Source organism: Lyngbya sp. CCY1209 (assembly GCF_055795065.1).
In genome coordinates this window covers 1-17,823 of sequence record NZ_JAYFER010000421.1, presented here as the reverse complement: position 1 = coordinate 17,823, position 17,823 = coordinate 1, and the positions used below count along the sequence as shown (strand labels likewise).

General features: G+C 53.1%; 23 protein-coding genes. 14 read left to right on the top strand and 9 right to left on the bottom strand.

Annotation, left to right across the window (positions count from 1 at the left end; all coding sequences use genetic code 11):
• The first annotated feature begins 4 nt into the window (after window positions 1-4).
• Window positions 5-613, top strand: coding sequence for a Uma2 family endonuclease (locus tag AC0QHF_RS12885; RefSeq protein ID WP_324704622.1), 609 nt, complete (start codon window positions 5-7; stop codon window positions 611-613).
• Window positions 614-677: 64 nt separating this feature from the next.
• Window positions 678-1,481, top strand: a complete 804-nt coding sequence (locus AC0QHF_RS12880; RefSeq protein WP_324704621.1) for a phosphoadenosine phosphosulfate reductase family protein — start codon at window positions 678-680, stop codon at window positions 1,479-1,481.
• A 149-nt stretch (window positions 1,482-1,630) separates the two neighbouring features.
• Here the strand turns inward: AC0QHF_RS12880 and AC0QHF_RS12875 are convergent, their stop codons facing one another.
• Complete coding sequence (locus AC0QHF_RS12875) at window positions 1,631-1,828, bottom strand: hypothetical protein (protein WP_324704620.1); 198 nt, start codon at window positions 1,826-1,828, stop codon at window positions 1,631-1,633.
• Between the two features lie 114 nt (window positions 1,829-1,942).
• On the opposite strand from AC0QHF_RS12875, the gene AC0QHF_RS12870 reads away from it, so the two are divergent.
• From AC0QHF_RS12870 to AC0QHF_RS12830, 9 genes are all read left to right on the top strand, one after another.
• Window positions 1,943-3,343: an HNH endonuclease domain-containing protein gene (locus tag AC0QHF_RS12870; protein ID WP_324704619.1), complete on the top strand. Its 1,401-nt coding sequence runs from the start codon at window positions 1,943-1,945 to the stop codon at window positions 3,341-3,343.
• A 337-nt stretch (window positions 3,344-3,680) separates the two neighbouring features.
• The gene (locus AC0QHF_RS12865; RefSeq protein WP_324704618.1) at window positions 3,681-4,013 is read left to right on the top strand and encodes a DUF433 domain-containing protein; all 333 of its coding nucleotides are present in this window, start codon (window positions 3,681-3,683) and stop codon (window positions 4,011-4,013) included.
• Between the two features lie 80 nt (window positions 4,014-4,093).
• Window positions 4,094-4,417, top strand: coding sequence for a DUF433 domain-containing protein (locus AC0QHF_RS12860; RefSeq protein WP_324704617.1), 324 nt, complete (start codon window positions 4,094-4,096; stop codon window positions 4,415-4,417).
• A gap of 61 nt (window positions 4,418-4,478) precedes the next feature.
• Window positions 4,479-4,829 carry a DUF6883 domain-containing protein gene (locus tag AC0QHF_RS12855; RefSeq protein WP_324704616.1) on the top strand — a complete coding sequence of 117 codons (351 nt, stop codon included), beginning with the start codon at window positions 4,479-4,481 and terminating at the stop codon, window positions 4,827-4,829.
• On the top strand, window positions 4,826-5,143 hold the full coding sequence (locus tag AC0QHF_RS12850) for a DUF4926 domain-containing protein (protein WP_324704615.1): 318 nt from the start codon (window positions 4,826-4,828) through the stop codon (window positions 5,141-5,143). Before AC0QHF_RS12855 ends, AC0QHF_RS12850 begins: the two co-directional genes overlap by 4 nt.
• Before the next feature lie 11 nt (window positions 5,144-5,154).
• Window positions 5,155-5,454, top strand: coding sequence for an element excision factor XisH family protein (locus AC0QHF_RS12845; protein ID WP_324704614.1), 300 nt, complete (start codon window positions 5,155-5,157; stop codon window positions 5,452-5,454).
• Entirely contained in the window at window positions 5,442-5,777 is a 336-nt protein-coding gene (locus AC0QHF_RS12840) for a XisI protein (protein WP_324704613.1), read from the top strand. Before AC0QHF_RS12845 ends, AC0QHF_RS12840 begins: the two co-directional genes overlap by 13 nt.
• Before the next feature lie 5 nt (window positions 5,778-5,782).
• The gene (locus AC0QHF_RS12835) at window positions 5,783-6,997 is read left to right on the top strand and encodes a cysteine desulfurase family protein (protein WP_324704612.1); all 1,215 of its coding nucleotides are present in this window, start codon (window positions 5,783-5,785) and stop codon (window positions 6,995-6,997) included.
• A 158-nt stretch (window positions 6,998-7,155) separates the two neighbouring features.
• Window positions 7,156-7,491 carry a DUF5132 domain-containing protein gene (locus AC0QHF_RS12830; protein ID WP_324704611.1) on the top strand — a complete coding sequence of 112 codons (336 nt, stop codon included), beginning with the start codon at window positions 7,156-7,158 and terminating at the stop codon, window positions 7,489-7,491.
• 188 nt (window positions 7,492-7,679) lie between these two features.
• On the opposite strand, the gene AC0QHF_RS12825 is transcribed toward AC0QHF_RS12830, so the two are convergent.
• The 8 genes from AC0QHF_RS12825 to AC0QHF_RS12790 all read right to left on the bottom strand — a co-directional run bounded on the left by AC0QHF_RS12825 (window position 7,680) and on the right by AC0QHF_RS12790 (window position 15,727).
• Window positions 7,680-7,988 carry a hypothetical protein gene (locus AC0QHF_RS12825; RefSeq protein ID WP_324704610.1) on the bottom strand — a complete coding sequence of 103 codons (309 nt, stop codon included), beginning with the start codon at window positions 7,986-7,988 and terminating at the stop codon, window positions 7,680-7,682.
• A 103-nt stretch (window positions 7,989-8,091) separates the two neighbouring features.
• On the bottom strand, window positions 8,092-10,293 hold the full coding sequence (locus AC0QHF_RS12820; RefSeq protein ID WP_324704609.1) for a heavy metal translocating P-type ATPase: 2,202 nt from the start codon (window positions 10,291-10,293) through the stop codon (window positions 8,092-8,094).
• A complete protein-coding gene (locus AC0QHF_RS12815) occupies window positions 10,290-10,856 on the bottom strand; it encodes an HMA2 domain-containing protein (protein ID WP_324704608.1) in 567 nt (188 codons plus the stop codon). Before AC0QHF_RS12815 ends, AC0QHF_RS12820 begins: the two co-directional genes overlap by 4 nt.
• A gap of 111 nt (window positions 10,857-10,967) precedes the next feature.
• Window positions 10,968-11,483: a ferritin-like domain-containing protein gene (locus tag AC0QHF_RS12810; RefSeq protein ID WP_324704607.1), complete on the bottom strand. Its 516-nt coding sequence runs from the start codon at window positions 11,481-11,483 to the stop codon at window positions 10,968-10,970.
• 56 nt (window positions 11,484-11,539) lie between these two features.
• Window positions 11,540-12,070 carry a non-heme ferritin gene (gene ftnA / locus AC0QHF_RS12805; RefSeq protein ID WP_324704606.1) on the bottom strand — a complete coding sequence of 177 codons (531 nt, stop codon included), beginning with the start codon at window positions 12,068-12,070 and terminating at the stop codon, window positions 11,540-11,542.
• Window positions 12,071-12,107: 37 nt separating this feature from the next.
• Window positions 12,108-12,326, bottom strand: coding sequence for a FeoC-like transcriptional regulator (locus AC0QHF_RS12800; protein ID WP_324704605.1), 219 nt, complete (start codon window positions 12,324-12,326; stop codon window positions 12,108-12,110).
• Between the two features lie 134 nt (window positions 12,327-12,460).
• Window positions 12,461-14,809: a Fe(2+) transporter permease subunit FeoB gene (gene feoB, locus AC0QHF_RS12795; RefSeq protein ID WP_324704644.1), complete on the bottom strand. Its 2,349-nt coding sequence runs from the start codon at window positions 14,807-14,809 to the stop codon at window positions 12,461-12,463.
• 204 nt (window positions 14,810-15,013) lie between these two features.
• Window positions 15,014-15,727, bottom strand: a complete 714-nt coding sequence (locus AC0QHF_RS12790; protein ID WP_324704604.1) for a FeoA family protein — start codon at window positions 15,725-15,727, stop codon at window positions 15,014-15,016.
• Window positions 15,728-16,161: 434 nt separating this feature from the next.
• On the opposite strand from AC0QHF_RS12790, the gene AC0QHF_RS12785 reads away from it, so the two are divergent.
• The 3 genes from AC0QHF_RS12785 to AC0QHF_RS12775 form a co-directional block, all read left to right on the top strand.
• The gene (locus AC0QHF_RS12785) at window positions 16,162-16,314 is read left to right on the top strand and encodes a hypothetical protein (RefSeq protein WP_324704603.1); all 153 of its coding nucleotides are present in this window, start codon (window positions 16,162-16,164) and stop codon (window positions 16,312-16,314) included.
• A 90-nt stretch (window positions 16,315-16,404) separates the two neighbouring features.
• On the top strand, window positions 16,405-16,680 hold the full coding sequence (locus AC0QHF_RS12780) for a type II toxin-antitoxin system VapC family toxin (RefSeq protein ID WP_324704602.1): 276 nt from the start codon (window positions 16,405-16,407) through the stop codon (window positions 16,678-16,680).
• Window positions 16,681-16,933: 253 nt separating this feature from the next.
• A partial coding sequence (locus tag AC0QHF_RS12775; RefSeq protein WP_324704601.1) for a serine/threonine-protein kinase occupies window positions 16,934-17,823 on the top strand: 890 nt, incomplete at its 3' end.

Here is a 17,823-nt window from a genome sequence, read left to right as displayed (position 1 = left end):
GACCATGAATCCGACGGACATCTCGAAGACGGTTAAACATCATCCTTTGGTGCTGCATCTCCATCCCGCGATCGAGCTTACCCCGGAGCAGTTTTTTGAACTTTGTCAACTCAATCGAGACTTGCGCCTCGAACGCACGGAAACGGGAGAATTGGTGATTATGCCCCCCACCGGCAGCGAAACGGGCGGACGCAATTTTAGACTGCTCGGGCAGCTTTATAACTGGACTGAAGGAGACGGGACGGGAATTGGGTTTGATTCCAGTACGGGTTTTACCTTACCGAACGGAGCGGAAATTTCCCCGGATGCGGCTTGGATAAAGTTGGAACGGTGGGACGCCCTCACGCCGGAACAGCAGGAAAAATTTGCACCGATCGCCCCCGATTTTGTGGTGGAATTGCGATCGGCATCTGACACATTAAAACCACTCCGAGAAAAAATGCAACAGTACATCGATAATGGAGTGCAACTGGGGTGGCTGATCGACCGAAAACAACGTCGAGTTTACATTTATCGTCCCGGCAATCCGGTAGACTGCCTCAATCATCCGGCTGCGGTGAGTGGCGATCCGATCTTGCCCGGATTCGTTCTGGATTTGAGTAAAATTTGGTAAAAAAGCGCTCTCAAATTTTGCTAGACTAGGGTGAGCAGCGCGAAATGTGGGAAAATTATAAGATATGAGTAACAAACCCGTCCGACATATCCTCGGGTTATCCGGTGGCAAGGACAGCACTGCACTTGCCATCCTCCTTCATAAAGAAGTGCCGCAGATGGAATATTTCTTCTGCGACACTCACAAGGAGTTGCCGGAGACTTACGAATATCTCGATCGCATCAAAGCCCGCTTGGGGATTACGATCCACTATCTCAGCGCCAAGCGAGGGTTCGATCACTGGCTCGACGTTCATGACGGGTTGCTCCCCTCCCCCCAAAAGCGCTGGTGTACCGTGATGATGAAAATCAAGCCCTTGGAGGAATTCATCGGAGACGACGAAACGATCAGCTATATCGGCATCCGAGCCGACGAAAACCGAAACGGCTATATCTCCACCAAGCCGAACATCCGCCCCGTCTATCCGTTTAAGGAGCGGGGTTTGGTCAAATCCGACATCATGGGATTGCTGGAGGAGAGTGGCATCGGACTCCCCGACTATTATCGGTGGCGCAGTCGCTCCGGTTGCTTTTTCTGCTTTTTTCAGCGAAAATACGAATGGGTGAAGCTGGCGGAGGAACATCCCGACCTGTTTGCCCAGGCGGTTGAATACGAGCAAAATCACCGGGACGGCAGGAATTACACCTGGACGGACGGGGAAACGCTGCTCGAACTCCTCGAACGGAAGGAGGAAATTATCGAAAATCATCAAAAATCAATGGAAAAGGAAGCCAAAAAATCGCCTCCGAATCGACCTCTAGCGGACGTGCTATCTTCCGTCTTAGATGAAGAAGATGAGGACGAACCCTGTTTGGCGTGTCATTTGTAAGTTTTCGAGTCTTCAGTATAAATTAAAATGTCATATTTATATGATTTTGCGACTCAAAAAGCAGCGATTATTTGGTAAAAAATCGCTTTTTCAAGCATTTCATAAAAATCATAACATTCCCAGCCGAAGGGACTGGGAATAAAAATCAATCATTGATCGGCTTTGCGTGTCAAGTCAGGCGGGGGATCGAAAACCACCACGAACCGACCCCAGGGGATCAACCGTCGCAGAAGTCCCAGATGTCCGTCAGCATCCGATCGCTTCCAGAATCGCCCGACGGTGATCCGACGCATATCGGGCAGCAAACGCACCACTGACCAGGTATACAGGCTATCTCGGTATGACATAGGCTGATGAAATCTCAACGGGATGTTATCATATATGTTAACAAATTTCGAGTAAATGTGTATACATAAATGTTTACATTTACGGTTCCCGGCTTCTCTGGCAACATAGAGAACATGGGCAAAGCAGGCGACGCACTCAGACAGACGTTAGAAGACTGCGGGATCAGTCAAAACCAACTGGCGATCGCATTAGACGCCAAACGCACCGTGGTTAACCGATGGTTTCACGGCCAGGTCGATCCCACAGCCGAAACCGTTGTGGATATCGCCCAAGCCCTCGAAGGCATCAACCCAGATGCCTCTCGGCAATTTGTCAGGCTGTATTTGGGGGACTGGATGGCTTTGGAAAAAATCGCACCCGTGGAACAACCCGCCGAACTGCCCCCGTCTGAAGATGTGGATGTGGCGGCACTCTCCGGACTGTTCGCAGATACGACAAATTCTTATAAATATCTGTTCTTCCTGTCTCTGCTGGATATTTTGAGACGCAGAGAGTTTGAGGTTTTATCGTCAATCAGCTTTGAAGAGATCATCGTCGAAATGTTGGCGAATGCCTGGTATCCCCACACTTACTTTAAATTGTCTTTCGGGACGCAGGATCAAATCGCAAAAAAACTGGATTCCTTAAAATTAGAAATTTCCGAACCGATCCTCAAATTTACCGACACCGATAAAAGACTGCTCAGAAAAGCGATTTCTGCCCAAAATTTAAAAGATATTATATCTCATTTTTCTCGATATGTTCCATTTCGGTTAATTGCACCTTTCCTAGAACAAGAAATCAAAGCGGCGGGAGTAAGCCGGGGTCGGGGTAACGAATTGGAATTGGCGATGCCGGGATTGGCGGGGCAGTATTTTAATTCCAAAAAACCGCTGTATTGTTTTGATTCTAGAGAAAAGCAACATTGTCAGGCGATTATCATCCATCCCAGTTGGGCGGAATATTTAGAAAAAAATTATGTGATCGTTCGGGCTTGGGCGGCTTGGGAGTGGTTGGGATATATGCAAAAACGCAACCCCAACACCCCCGCTTTGGTGAATAAATTATTTATGCCCTCCAAGCGGCAACCCCTATCAAAACAAACACAATATTGGAAATTAACCTTAAATCAGCATCCCGAAACTCGCTGCATTTATTCCGGGGAGATCTTAGATTATTCTCGATTCAGCTTGGATCATTATTTGCCCTGGTCATTTGTCGCCCACGATCAATTATGGAATTTAGTTCCGGTAGTCCCAGAAGTCAATTCTGCCAAGTCTAACAATTTGCCATCGTCCCGATATTTCTATCAATTCGTTTATCTTCAGCATTTGGGTTTGGTGACTTCCCACGATTTACTGGCTCAGAAAAAGTGGGAGAAACAAATCGAACCATTTATCAGCGATCTCAATTTATCAACAGAAGACTTACTCGATCGCGATCGCTTGATGAATGCCTATGAATCGGCGATCGGCCCTCTGTTAGGATTGGCAAAAAATCAGGGTTTTTCTCAGGATTGGGTGTATCTGTCTTAATTTCCGATGACCGAATATCCCCCCATCTATCTCGACTGCCACGCCACCACCGCAAGCGATCGATGTTGCATTACATAGGCAACGCCAGCAGCACCGACCCAATTTGAGGCGATCGCGATCGCGGATATGCTATTTTTATAGATATCCTGAGTTGAGGGAAGTTAATCATGAATTTTCAAGAGATTATTGATTCAATTTGTTGATGGACTTACAGGATTTGTTGGGATGTCGGGTGGATATCGTGACGGAAGCGGGGTTGAGTCCTTTGATTCGGCAGCAGGTATTGAGGGAGGCTCAGTTATTATAATGGAGAGAATCCATAACCAAGGAGAAACCCATGACATTTTCAATTCCCCTCGAACCCGTCCCTTTAGAATTCCATCCCGATGGAGTGGTGCGCGTTGGCGGAACGCGAGTCACTTTAGATACCGTTGTTGCCGCTTTTAATCAAGGGGCAACGGCCGAGGAAATTGCATCTCAATATCCGTCTTTACAACTCGCCGACATCTATGCGACGATCGCGTTTTACTTGCGACGACAGGAGGACGTGGAAAACTATTTGCAGCAACGAAAACATCGCGCCGAGGAAATTCGCCGGCAAAACCAGCGTCGATTCGATCCCGAAGGGGTGCGCGATCGCTTGTTGGCTCGTCGGGGTCGCGATCGCTGATGCTAAAATTTATGGCTGATGAAAACTTTAATCCAAGTTAGCCTTTAAGCTACAATAGCAAGAAACAGAACGGAAAGACCATGAAAATTATCGATTATTTTGATGCGATCGCACCCAACGATATTCGGATCAAAAACACGCGAATCGGTATCGAAACGATTCTGTATGAGTACATCTATCGCCGTCGCACCGCCGAGGAAATTGCGATCGCCTACCCATGCCTCACTTTGGAGCAAGTGTACGCCACAATTTTATATTATCTCCACAATCGGGAAGAAGTCAGCCGATACATAGGCAACTGGTTGGAATATTGCCTACAGTCCGAACGTCAACAAGATGAAAATCCGCCGTCATCCGTGAGTCGGTTATTGAAATTAAAAGCAGAACACGAGGTAATGAAGTAAGTCGTTCATGAACGTAAAATATTTACTCGATGTTAAAGTCTCCCACATCCTCGAATGAGCCATGAAACTCAGAGAACTGGTCGATGAAATCCTGATTGAGCGTCGTAAACTCACCGATTATGCTCTTAACCCAGACAACCCAAAAGGCAAAAATAAAGCCTTGATGTTTGCCAAATATTTAGGCTATACAATAGACAACTATCAATTATTACTTGACCAAATTCATCAGAAAGTTCTCGATGCCGAAGCGATCCCCCAAAATCAAGACCAGTACGGTACAAGATACCAAATCGATCTCGAAATTCAAGGAATCGAAACCGCCCAAATCGAAACGGTGCGGACAGGTTGGTTAATTCCCGAAAATTCCAAACAAGCTCGACTGATTACTCTTTTTATTAAAAAGCGATCATGATGAAACCCGAACTCTTTGATATTGTAGAACTCCTCTCGAACTTGCCAGAATATCAGTTATCCATCGGCGATCGAGGTGCGATCGTTGAATGTTTGGATGCCACCCATTTTGAGGTTGAATTTTCCGACGAACAGGGAGAAATGAAAGCTCTCTGTCCGCTTGATATACAGCAATTTATTGTCGTTTGGCAAGCCAAAACAAAACAATGGTTGACCACCACCGATAAAGTTTCATTGTTACTCGAACGACTTCCCGAAGAAAAACAAACAGAACTTTTAAATTTTGCCCGTTCTCTCTATCAACAAGCTCGATAAATTCCTATCCGATGACTGAATCTCCCCCCATCTATCTCGACTGCCACGCCACCACCCCGAGCGATCGCCGGGTGGCGGAATTGATGCTGCATTACATGACAGTAGTGGAGAATGCCTTGGGGCAATATGTGTTATATTATGATATCATGCAAGATATCGAGCCAGAACGGTCGCTGTATCTGGCGATAAAAAAGGATGTTTTTGAAGACATTTTTGAAGAGCCAATTGGCGAGGTTTTGTTGAGAAATAAGCGGTTAAGTTTGATTGTCTTTGACGAAAAAAAGGAGGCGATCTGTCAATGGATATCTTAGATCATTATTATCAAATCATCGCTCCGATTTTGAAGGAATATGCACGATTGCCCTATGCTCACGGCCATTTAGAACGAAAGCTGGCGATCGGGGAAGATCGCAAAAATTATGTTTTGTTGACCGTGGGAGAGGTGAATGGAAAGCGCGTACATGGCTGTATCGTTCACTTGGAAATTGTGGGGGATAAGGTTTGGATTCATGAGGACGGTTTGGAGGATGGAATAGCGGATGATTTGGTGAGGGCTGGAATTCCAAAACATCAGATTGTTTTGGGGTTTCATCCGCCGGAAGTGCGACGTTATACGGAGTTTGCCGTGGGATAAAGAGAATGACCGAATCTTCCCCCATCTATCTCGACTGCCACGCCACCACCCCAAGCGATCGCCGGGTAGCGGAACTGATGCTGCATTACATGACGGTAGAATTTGGGAATGCCAACAGTGTCGATCATATTTGGGGCGATCGCGCCAAAAAAGCCGTATCCAAAGCCGCGATTCAAGTGGCGGAATTAATCGGCGCCTCCCGGAAAGAAATCACCTTCACATCCGGCGCGACTGAAAGCATAAATTTGGCAATTCAAGGGAGTATTTTGGCTGAATCTCTCAATCCCAAAAAACCGCGAATCGCCCTTTCTCCGGTGGAACATAAAGCCGTTTTAGATACCTGTCAGGCTTTAGAAAAAAAAGGAATGGCAGAGTTGATATTTTTGCGGGTTGATTCCCGGGGGAGACTGAACTTAGAAGAAATAGAAAAAGTTTGTGCCGATCGCATTTCCCTCCTGTGCGTGATGGCGGCAAATAACGAAATTGGGACGATATATCCGATCGCGGATATCGGCAAAATCGCCCGAACCCACGACATTCCCTTTTTCTGCGACGGGTCCCAAGCCGTCGGAAAAATCCCCGTCGATTTCGAGGAATCCGGCATCACCTATCTGGCGATTTCCGGTCATAAACTCTACGGCCCGAAAGGAGTCGGCGCGTTGGTGATGCGAAAAGGTTATCACTTGCAACCGATTCGATTCGGTGGCGGACACCAGGGGGGAATCCGTCCCGGAACCCTGAACGTGCCGGGAATTGTCGGGTTGGGGGAAGCCTGCCGCCTGCGGGGTGCGGAGATGGCGGAAGATGAGATAAGGATTGCTAAATTGCGGGATAAATTGCAGAATTTTCTACTTGAAAAAATCCCCGATTTAGTGATTAATGGAGATATTAATAATCGACTGGCGGGAAACCTGCACGTTTCCATTCCCGACGTTCCCAACAGTGCGATTATCGCCCGAGTGCGCGATCGCCTCGCCATTTCCACGGGGGCGGCTTGTTCTTCCGGAGTCGAAGCGCCATCCCACGTTTTGCGGGCGATCGGTTTGCCCCAAAATGCGATCGAAGGTGCGCTGCGAATTGGTGTCGGCAAGTTTACCACCGAATCCGAAATCGATCGCGCCGCCGAGATTCTGGTCAGTGCCATCTATGCCACCCGGGAAGTGATGAAACGGTCAAGCGATCGCGTCACTTTTCCCCCGGCAACAGGACGTTCCAATTGATGACTTTCGCCTCATTTTTTGGCAGTTTGAAGCGATGGCAATCCTTAATTTTTATCAATAACGGAAGCCAAAAAAAATATCCCCGATCGCACCGATATAGAGTAAAATAAATGTGGGATGTCATGCCATTGGCATCCCGGCATAGAAGAGGAACGAAAATGATGGAACAATACAACTATCAGGGGGCAACTGGATTGCGGCAGCGGATCGCCGAGCTGACAGCCAACCCGAATACGAGGGCGATCGTCGTCGGAGTGGCTGCGGTTGCCCTGACGCCGGTGGTTTTACCCCTGGTGAAACCCGTCCTCAAATCGACGCTAAAATCCGGCGTGACACTGTTGGAAAAGACCAAAGTTGCACTGGCCGAGACGGGTGAAGTGATGGCGGATATCGTCGCGGAGGCGAAAGCCGAAGCCCAGGCCGAAAGCCTGCAGCAAAAAGTCGCCCAAACTCCAGCCCTTTCCGCTGCAAAATCCTCGACATCGGAGGATTAAGTCAAACTGACGTTGCCGGCTGAACTTTTTTGGGAACAGAGGGACGGATTCAGACGGCAACGCTTTGATGGCGCTTCGCGCGGGAGTCGGGAGTCGGTATTAGGGAGTCGGAAAAACTCAAACTCCCTTGAAATTGAGGCTTCCTCAATTTGTCAACGCGCGATCGCTTTGTCAGAAAAATAATCGGATCAATTCAACATCGACAGGGGACGAACCTCCGCATCGACGACGCGGGAAGAGGCGGCGGCGGACATCTCCCGCCGCTTCGCCTCGGCGACCCACTGGGACAGGGGAACTTCGGTTCGGCGGGACGGGGGCAATACTTTTTTGACCGGGGTGGCGGGTTGAGATGTTTGGCTGAGACTCGGCAGCAGTTTCGGTCCCAAAACCAGGACGCCCAACCCCACCCAGACGAGGGGGTGATTGCCGTGTCCGCCTTCGAGCATTTCTCGGAAGTGGAAGGTCAGTACCGATTTTTCCAAGTGAACGAGAGACATAGGACGTTGGAGATAACAGTTCTACTGATTCCCAGCGTAGCAGGAATTGCCCGTCAAATGAGAAGCATTGGCAACAATTTGACGGACAAATCCGAAAATCCGGTCAGCCGGAATTCCGCCAATCCAACTGGTGTTCGACCAGGGGCCGCAGGCTGTTCGCCCCCGCCGCGATCGCCGATCCGTTGTGGACGGCCGTTGCCACCAGGGGGTTGAGGCCGATGGTAGAAGCCAACCCCAGGGCGGCGAGGTTGGGGACGACGACGAGGGCGATGTTTTGGTCGATCAGGTTGCGGGTTTGGCGGGAAATGGAAATTGCTTCCAACAAGTCCAATAAGTTGTTGTTCATCAACACCACGTCCGCCGTCTCCCGGGCGATATCCGAACCCCGCTCGAAGGAGATGGAAACATCCGCGTAGGCGAGGGCGACGGAATCGTTGAGGCCGTCCCCGGCAAAGGCGACGGTGCGTCCGGCCCGGTGCAGGTTGCGGACGATGCGGGCCTTTTCGTCGGGGAAGGCTTCGGCGTAGACGCGGGAGGTGGGGATGCTGAGTTTCTGGGCGACCTGGGCGGCTCGCTGGGGGTTGTCCCCGGTGAGCAGGTGCACCTCGATGCCGTAGGATTCTTGCAGGGCGCGGATCAGGCGATCGCTCTCGGGCCGCAGGGGGTCGGTATATCGGATCACGCCCTGGAATTTGCGATCGCAGGCGACATAAATCAACGATTGGGATTCCCCGTCCAACTCGGGCAAACCGCCGCCCCACTCCACGCCGGAGAGTTCCAAAAAGCGTTCGCTGCCGACCCAAATTTCTCGTTCGTCGATGACGGCCCGCACCCCCAGACCCACTTCGTAGAACCATTCCCCCCGGGTGGGAATCGTCAGGCCTTGATTTCGGGCGTATTCGACGATCGCCTCGGCCACCGGATGGGTGAGTCGCTGTTCTGCCGCCGCGGCTAACCGGGCGATCTCGTCGGCGGGCAATCCCCCCTCCACCACTGTCACGCCGGTAATGGCGATGGTTCCTTCGGTGAGGGTGCCGGTTTTGTCGAAAACCACCGTATCCACTTCCGCCAACTGTTCCAGGGTCCGTCCGCTGCGGACCAAAATCCCGTGGCGGGTGGTGTGGTTGAGGGCGCCGAGAAATGCCGTCGGGATGGAAACCCGGATGCCGGTGACGAAATCGAGGGTGAGGATCGCCGCCGCCCGGGCCGGGTCGCGGGTCGCCCCCAAAACGATCGCCGCCAGCAATAGAGACGGCCAGATGAGGCGATCGGCCACTTTTTCGGCGTAGTTCGCCATGCGGGTGTCGTGGACGGGGGCTTTTTGCAATAATTCGATGCTCAACGCCGCCCGGGTCTGCATCCCGACGCGATCGGCCCGCAGGTAAAGCTGTCCGGACCGCAGCAGGGTTGAAGCCAGCACCGATTCCCCCGGACGGCGGACGACGGGCATCGCCTCCCCGGTCAAACTCTGCTGATCGATGACCGCTTCCCCCTGCAATACCGTGCCGTCCACGGGGATCTGTTCGCCGGGATAGACGACGACCGTATCTCCGACTTGGACGCGATCGCTCGGAATTTGTTCCGGTTCGCGATCGGGGTCGTATTTCACCCAGGCGAACCGGCCGATCGCGTCCATCAAAGTCGCCGTCTGCACCTCCGTCGCCCGGGCCGTCCGCTCCCGGATGGCGTCCCCCAACTCGTGCAGCAGGATCACCATCGCCGGGGTGACTAACTTGCCCTGCCCCGCGCTCAAACTCAGGGCCAGAAAATCCAGGCAGTCGATATTCAACCGCCGCCGCACCACCACGCTCTCGAAGGCCCGCCGCGCCACGGGGAACGCCGCCGCCAGAAAGGCAACTCGCGCCACGAGTCGCAGCCCCCCCAGTCGAGGAAACCGACTCAGCAACGCCAGGGAAACGGCAGCAACCGGCAGGCGCAAATTCGATCCCGCATCTTCTTCAGTCGTCTCCTCGGCAGTCGAAAGGTCGGTTTCGGTTTCGTCCCGCCCCGCCAACTGTCGCAAATAGTCCGACACCCGCCGACAAATTTGCGCTTCGACCGAGGATTCCGGAAAGTAGCGGACGACGAGCGATCGCGACATTCGATTGATGCGGATGTCGGTGACGCCGGGGGTGGATTCGAGGACTTCCCGCACCGCCGCCGTGGAGTCTGGATCTTCCCCGAGTAAGGGAATGCGAAATCGGGTCCGCCCCGGAATGCGGTGGACGACCTGGCATTCGCCGGACGATAAAAGGACGGGTGGAAATTCGGAGTTCTCCTCCGGCATTGATTTCAAAGCTGTCATGATGTCGTTTCCGATGCGATCGCTTCGGCTTGTTCCAAAATGTTGAGCAAGTAGATGCCCAACTCCAGTTCGGACACCCCGGCCCCGTCGTATTGAATCACCAAAGATGATGCCGCCCGGTTGATGCGGACGTATTTCACCCGGCTGTCCTCCGAGAGCAATTTTTCCAACCGCTTGGCGTAGAGGGCATCCACCGTCAGGCGGGGAATCCGCAGCCGAATCCGCCCCGGGACGGAATGGACGATGGTGTAATCTTCCTGTTGGCCGGGGGTCGCGCCGTTTTTGTCGGATGCCGGGGCGTCGGCGGTTTGAACCGTCGCGGGGGTGGCGTGGGCCTGCCGTTTCAACTGCCCGACTACCTGGCGGATAATCGCCGCCATCAGCAAATTGACCAGCAAAGCCTGGGCGCCGCGGAGTCGCAGGCGGCTGGTGACGAGTAATCCGGCGACCACCGGCAAAATCGTCACGATTTCATCGTATTCGTCCAAAAATTTGCCCAACTGGGGCGCCAGTTCCGAACCGGCCGAAGGTTGCACCTCTGGTGTTACTGTTGCGTCTGTCATGGTCAATGTACCTTTTTGCTGAATGAAGGAATCCGCAGATTTCGCAGATTTTCGCAGATGATTTTGGTTTGGGAGGTTGAGGTGGAGAAATTAATTATTAATTATCGATGATCAATTGTTTCCCCAGCCGCCTCTGCGGCGGTGTCTGCGACCCCGGCCGCCGCCGCCACCGCAGCCACCTCTCATTCCCTGACGGTGTGGGGATGCCGTGCCGCCCCGTTCGGCACAGCGTCGGAAGGCGGTGAGATGGTTGAATTGGGAGGCTCGCCGCAAGTTTAAGAATACCGTCTGCACGTCGAAATAGTTGCGGGTTTCAGATAGCAACCGCCGGTACATTTCGGCATTCTCTATTTCTCCCCGAACGCCGGCTTCGCAGGCTTCCTGCACGGAGGCGGGAGCTGTCACCCGGGTTTCCCAGTCGTCTTCGGGAATGGGGATTTCGTATCTTTTGAACAGCGGAATTAGCGCCATTATGTGGCGCTTTTCCGATTCGATGATATTGACAAATGGGCGGATTGGACCGAATTTTTTGATGATCTTGCCATAGGTGGCACAGGCTTTATATTCGTCGTTGATGGCTTCCACTAAGGCCCGTTCCAGGGCGGCGCGGTCTGGGCGATCGGACATCTCGAAAATCCTATTTCTACCTCCTCTAATAATTTATCACGATCGGTGTCGGACGGTCATACGGCGGGGGTCATGGATGTGGTTTCTTTGGCTGGGTTGGTGGCTAGGGTGGCGATTTCGCGATCGATGAAAAAGATGCCCTGGCCTTCGGTGCCGATTAGTTCGATTTTGTCGAGAATTCCTTTGAATAAGAATTCCTCTTGGTGTTGTTCGGCGACGTACCATTGCAGGAATTGCAGGGTGGAATAGTCGGGTTCGACGGTGGCGAGGTGGACGAGATCTTTGATTTTGCTGGTGATAAACCGCTCGTGTTCGTAAATTTGCTCGAACAGTTCGTTGAGGGAGTTGAACTGGGTGGGCGGGGCTTCCATGCCGCCCACGACGGCGAGGGCTCCGGTTTCCTGGACGTAGTTGAGGAGGCGGTGCATATGGGTCATTTCTTCGGCGGCGTGTTGGCTGAGAAATGACGCGCAACCGTCGAGGGCTTTGTAGGCGCACCAGGCACTCATTTGCAGGTAGAGATGGGATGAATACATCTCCAGGTTGATCTGGTGATTGAGTTGGTCGGTCATTGCTTTGGAAAGCATTGATTTCGCTCCTTGGGGTTCTATGGAAGGGGGCGGTTTAATGGGCGGTCCATTCGTAAAATTCGATCGCCTCCGGGGCACAACTGTGACAGCCACCGCAGGCTTTTCCGTTAATTTTGCAAACTCGCCCTTTTTGGATGAGTTTACCGAGCATCCCCCGCAGGGCGTCGGCATCGACTTTTAGGGAGTGTTCGAGCTCGGCGAGGGAGGCGCGGCGGTGGGTTTTGAGGTGGTTTTGGAGTTGGGTGAGTATCATGGTTTGGGGGGTGGGGTGTGGGGTGTGGGGTGTGGTTTTAGAAACCGGGTTTTTATCCGAGTGGTTCGGAGGAATTTGAGATGCTGTTAAAAACCCGGTTTCTCAGAAATTGATACTTGGATAATTATCAATTATCAATTGATCTGACGGCGTTTGGCGGCCACTTTCAAGCCGGTCAGGACGGCGGCCATGACCAGGCAGAGTCCGGCGAGGGTGGTTGCCGCTTCGGGATTTTGACCGATCCGGGTGGCTTGGTAGTAGAATGTTGCTACCCAGTAGCCGAGTCCGGTGGTCCAGGCGCCGACGAAGATCGTCCAACCCAGGTTGGTTTCCCGGTAGACGGCGGCGGTGGCGGAGACGCAGGGGAAGTAGAGGAGCACGAACAGGAGGAAAGCGATCGCGGCTTGGGGGGAACCGAAGCGCTTGTACATCTGCCCGAAGGTGGTATAGCTGATTTCTTGGGCTTCTGCCGCGGCCTGTTGGTCGCCGGCGCTATCCATGATACCCAATCCGAGGGGATCTAAGACCTGGTTGCCCAAATCTGCCAAATTGGCGGGGATGGAGGCGATCGCTTCTCCCATGCCGCCCCAGAAGTTGTATGCTTCGGGGGGTTCGGCGGCGAGATTTTCATCCGCCCCGGCTTCTTGGTTGGCCAGTTCCGTATACAGGGCATCCATACTTCCCACCATCACTTCCTTGGCGAAGACTCCGGTGAAGATGCCGACGGTGGCGGGCCAGTTGTCCTGGGTGATGCCCATCGGGGCGAAGGCGGGGGTGATGGTGCGGCTGACGGCGCTGAGGAGGTTGTCCTGGCTGTCGTGCTTGCCGAAGGAGCCGTCGGTGCCCACGGAACTGAGCAGGCCCAAAATCACGACCATGATCACGATCATTTTACCGGCCCGGGTGATGAAGGCCCGCAACCGTTCCCAGGCCCGGATCGCTACGCCTTTGGGGGTGGGGATGTGGTAGGGGGGCAGTTCCATCACGAAGGGGGACGCCTCGCCCTGCAGCAGGGTGTGTTTGAGGACCAGTCCGGTGAAGACGGCGGCGAAAATCCCGATGATGTAGAGCATGAAGACGATATTTTGGCCGTTGCGGGGGAAGAAGGCGGCGCAGAATAGGGCGTAGACGGGAAGCCGTGCCCCGCAGGACATGAAGGGGTTCATCAGCACGGTCATCAGGCGATCGCGCCGATTTTCCAGGGTTCGGGTCGCCATGATGCCGGGGATGTTGCACCCGAAACCGACCATCATGGGCACGAAGGATTTGCCGGGGAGCCCCATGAACCGCATGAACCGGTCCATGACGAAGGCGGCCCGGGCCAGATAGCCGGAGTCCTCTAAAATGGCGAGGCAGATGAACATCAAGCCGATTTGGGGGATGAAGGTGGCGGTGGTTTGGATACCGCCGCCCACCCCGTCGGCCAGAAAACCGATCAGCCAACCGGAGGCGCCGATCTGTTCGAGTCCGTGGGCGATGCCGCCGACGAAAATGGTGCCGAAGGCGATATCGAAAAAGTCGATAAACGCGCCGCCGAAGTTGATGGAGATCAGGAACATCAGGTACATCACCGCCAGGAAGATGGGGATGCCCCAGGCGCGGCTTAACACGACGCCATCGATGCGATCGGACAGGTGCTGCCCCATGACGTTGCCGCGGGCTGTCACGTCTTGCAAGATCTGGTGAATCCAGCTATAGCGGGCGTCGGCGATCAATAAATCGATATCGTCGCCGAGGGTTTGGTGGATGCGGTGGCGGTGGGTGGCGATGCGCCCGAGTACGTCGCGATCGATGTTGGCGTGGCTGTCGTCGTATTGCAGCAGGCCGACACTGAGCCAGCGGGCGTCACTCGGGGAGGTGTCGCCCCTCCGGAGAGCTTCGGAAATGTCCGCTAGGGCGGCTTCGATGACGGGGGGATAGGCGACTTGAGCCTGGGGCAGTTGGGGGGATTGGATGGCGTCGGCGACCACGTCTTTGAGGCGATCGACGCCCCGCCCGCTGCTGGCGCTCATGGGGATGACGGGGCACCCCAGGCGGCGGGAGAGTTGCTCGGCTTCGATCGCAATTTCCCGCTTTTTCGCCAGGTCCATCATGTTGAGGGCGATCGCGATCGGCATCCCCATTTCCAGCAGTTGCGTCGTCAGGTACAGGTTGCGCTCCAGGTTCGACGCATCGACGATATTGACGATCAGTTGCGCTTCCCCGGAGAGCAAATAGTCCCGCGCCACCTGTTCGTCCAGGCCGGTGCTGGCGTCTTCCACGTCCAGGGAATAGACCCCCGGCAGGTCGATCACCGTCACCGTCTGGTTATCGTAACGGTAGCTGCCCTCTTTGCGCTCCACCGTCACCCCCGGCCAGTTGCCCACCCGCTGGCTGCTGCCGGTGAGGGCATTGAACAGGGTGGTTTTGCCACAGTTGGGGTTGCCGACGAGGGCGATGGCGTAGAGGGATTTTTCGGTTTCGGGTCGGCGGTTGAGTTGGATGGATTGACTCACGTCCGGTTCCTCCTTAAGATCTGCTTCTATTGATTCGGCAAGCAGAGCCGTTTCATTCTCGGTTAAAAATTGCCGGGGGCGGTGGGGATAATTGATAATTGATAATTAACAATTAATAATTAATTCCCCCCTTTCTTCCTCTGTTTCCTCTGCTTCCCCAACCATTTCTCAGGGGAGAATGAAACGGCCCTGCTATTCGGCGGGGGCGACTTTTAGGGCATCGGCCTCGTCTTTTCGCAAACTCAGATAGAATCCCCGGACTTGAATCTGGGTGGGGTCTCCGAGGGGGGCGTGGCGGGTGACGGTAAATTCGACTCCGGGCGTCAGTCCCATCGCCAGCAATTTCCGTTTGTAGGCCCGGGCGGTGGGGTCGTAGCCCACGACCCGCAACCGGGAACCGATGGCGGCGTCCCGCAGTGTCACCCGTGGGGTTTCGGTTTGGCTGTTCATTGGCGATCGCTTCCTTTTTGAGTGTTCGGATATCGGTTGTTCTTCGGACTCGGCGGCGTCCGGCGGCGTCTCCCAGACGGGGGCGACTCGGATACATCGCGCCATGTCCGCCCCGAGTCCCAGGCGATGATCGTTCAAAGCGACCATGACGCTGGCATTGCCGGTGCAGCTAATGACATTAATTTCGGTACCGGGCATCAATCCCATCCCCATCAGACGCGCATTCGCCCCGTCGCAGTCGAGGGAGACGATCCGCAGGCGATCGCCCGCCCGGGCGGTGGAGAGGGGGAAACTGTTGGTGTGCGACGGATTTCCGACGGCGACGAGATCGGCTCCAGATGGCTCTCCCGCCCGTTTCTCGGTGCCGTGGTTTCCGATGTAGGTGAATTTTTGCCAAACTGAGTTTCGATCTGAGGGGTTGAAGCTGAGATCGGCGGAAGAGCGATCGGTACCCATAGTTAATTAAGCCTATCGAACGGCAATATTGAGAATCACTTTTAACTAATATCACGAAAGTCAACTCGGTGGACGTTTGATCACCCGATCTTCACAAATTTTTAATTTAACATTTTGGCGATCGCGTCGGACCCATTTGATGCCAAAGTCCCCGTCTGGCGGGGGTTTGGGCGGATTCTCGTCCGGGTGGAAAGGGTGCGATCGGGTTCGGGGGCGGGCGATCGAAACTGAATGACAATTAATTTTTATTAATGACTTGCAATGTTTCGTTGCGATCGGATTCATTTATTTACAATTAATTTAAGAAAACTTAAGATTCGGTTCTCATCCCAAACCCCTCTCCCAATCTCGGAGCCGTTCATTATGCCCGTTGACACTTTGATATTTTTCATTTAAAATTGATGGCAATACAAACCTTTAAACGCCGAATAAAAATGTTAAAAATCGAAACTCATTTGAGCGATCGCACGGCGGAACAATTGGCCGCAATTCAAGAACAAACAGAACAACAGCTTTCCGACATTCTGGGCGCTGCGATTGACAAAAGCTACAACAAGAAAAAAATCGACATCCCTTTGAAAAGTTAGAGCGATCGGGCTTCATCGGCTGTTGCTCTGTCGAAAGCGATCTTTCCAGCAATTATAAATCCGTCCTAAAAACTGAAATGCAAGCCAAGCATGATCGTCGTTGATACGGGATTTTGGTTGGCCCTTGCTGACCGCCGTGACACCCACCACGAAGCGGCAAAACGAGCCTTAAAAAAAGTTGATGAACCATTGATTACAACTTGGTGCGTGGTCACGGAAACTTCTTACCTACTGCTATCTCGCAAAGGAGTCCCCGCCCAGGTTGCTTTTATCAACAGTCTGTGTGATGGTGCATTTGGTGACTTTACAAAAATATATTGGATGGCGAGAGGCGACCCCGAGATTTCGAGGGTTTTAGCGTGTTAAGTTATGTTTCGCCAACGGCGTCAGCGTGTCACAACCCAGCACTGGATTCGACCCTCATCCCCAATGACCCAGCTCAGGGCATCGCCCGACCCTTCTCCCAATCTTGGGCGAGGGGGGAAATATGTAAGCGGTTTGACTTGAAAAACCACGGAGGCACTCCAGGACACGGAGGATTATTTCGTCAAAATAACCTGATTTTGCCATGAAACCATTGAATAAAATCAGGTATCAGTAACCATAACCATCCCGAATCATGAGCCAGTGCCTCAACCCCGACTGTCTCCACCGCAACCCCGACGGTTCCCAGTTTTGCCAGAAATGTGGGGGCAAACTGCGACTCCTCGAACGCTACCAGGCTCAACGCATCCTCGGACAGGGTGGCTTCGGACGCACCTTCCTCGCCGTCGATGACTTCAAACCCTCCAAACCCCCCTGCGTCATCAAGCAGTTTCTCCCCCAAGCGCAGGGAACCGCTACACTACAAAAAGCCGCCGAACTGTTCGACCAGGAGGCGCGGCGCCTGGAAGAACTGGGCAAACATCCCCAAATCCCCGAACTTTTAGCCTATTTCACAGCCGATAACCGGCAATATTTAGTCCAAGAATTTATCGACGGGGAAACGCTGCAACAAGAATTAGATAACAATGGCGTGTTCACCGAGAAGAAAATTCGGTCATTGTTAGAAGATTTATTGATGGTTTTGGATTTTGTCCACAGTGAAAAAGTCATTCACCGGGACATCAAACCGGAAAATATCATCAGACGAAAAAGCGATAAAAAATTAGTCTTGGTGGATTTCGGTGCCGCCAAACAGATGTCGCGCACGTCCCTCAGTGTCACCGGAACGGTTATCGGTTCGGCGCAATACTGCGCCCCAGAACAGGCAGTGGGAAAACCCAAATATACCAGCGATTTATATAGTTTGGGTGTCACCTGCTTGCATTTGTTGACTCAGATGAATCCTTTTGATTTGTATGATGCGATGGAGGTGGAATGGGTCTGGCGAGATTATTTGAATGGAAATCCGGTCAGTGACTCATTCGGCAAAATTTTAGACCGTTTGGTTGAAACCAAACCCAAAAGTCGCTATCAGTCCGTCGCGGAAGTTTTGGCAGATTTACAACCTTCGTCGGGTACAGTTCC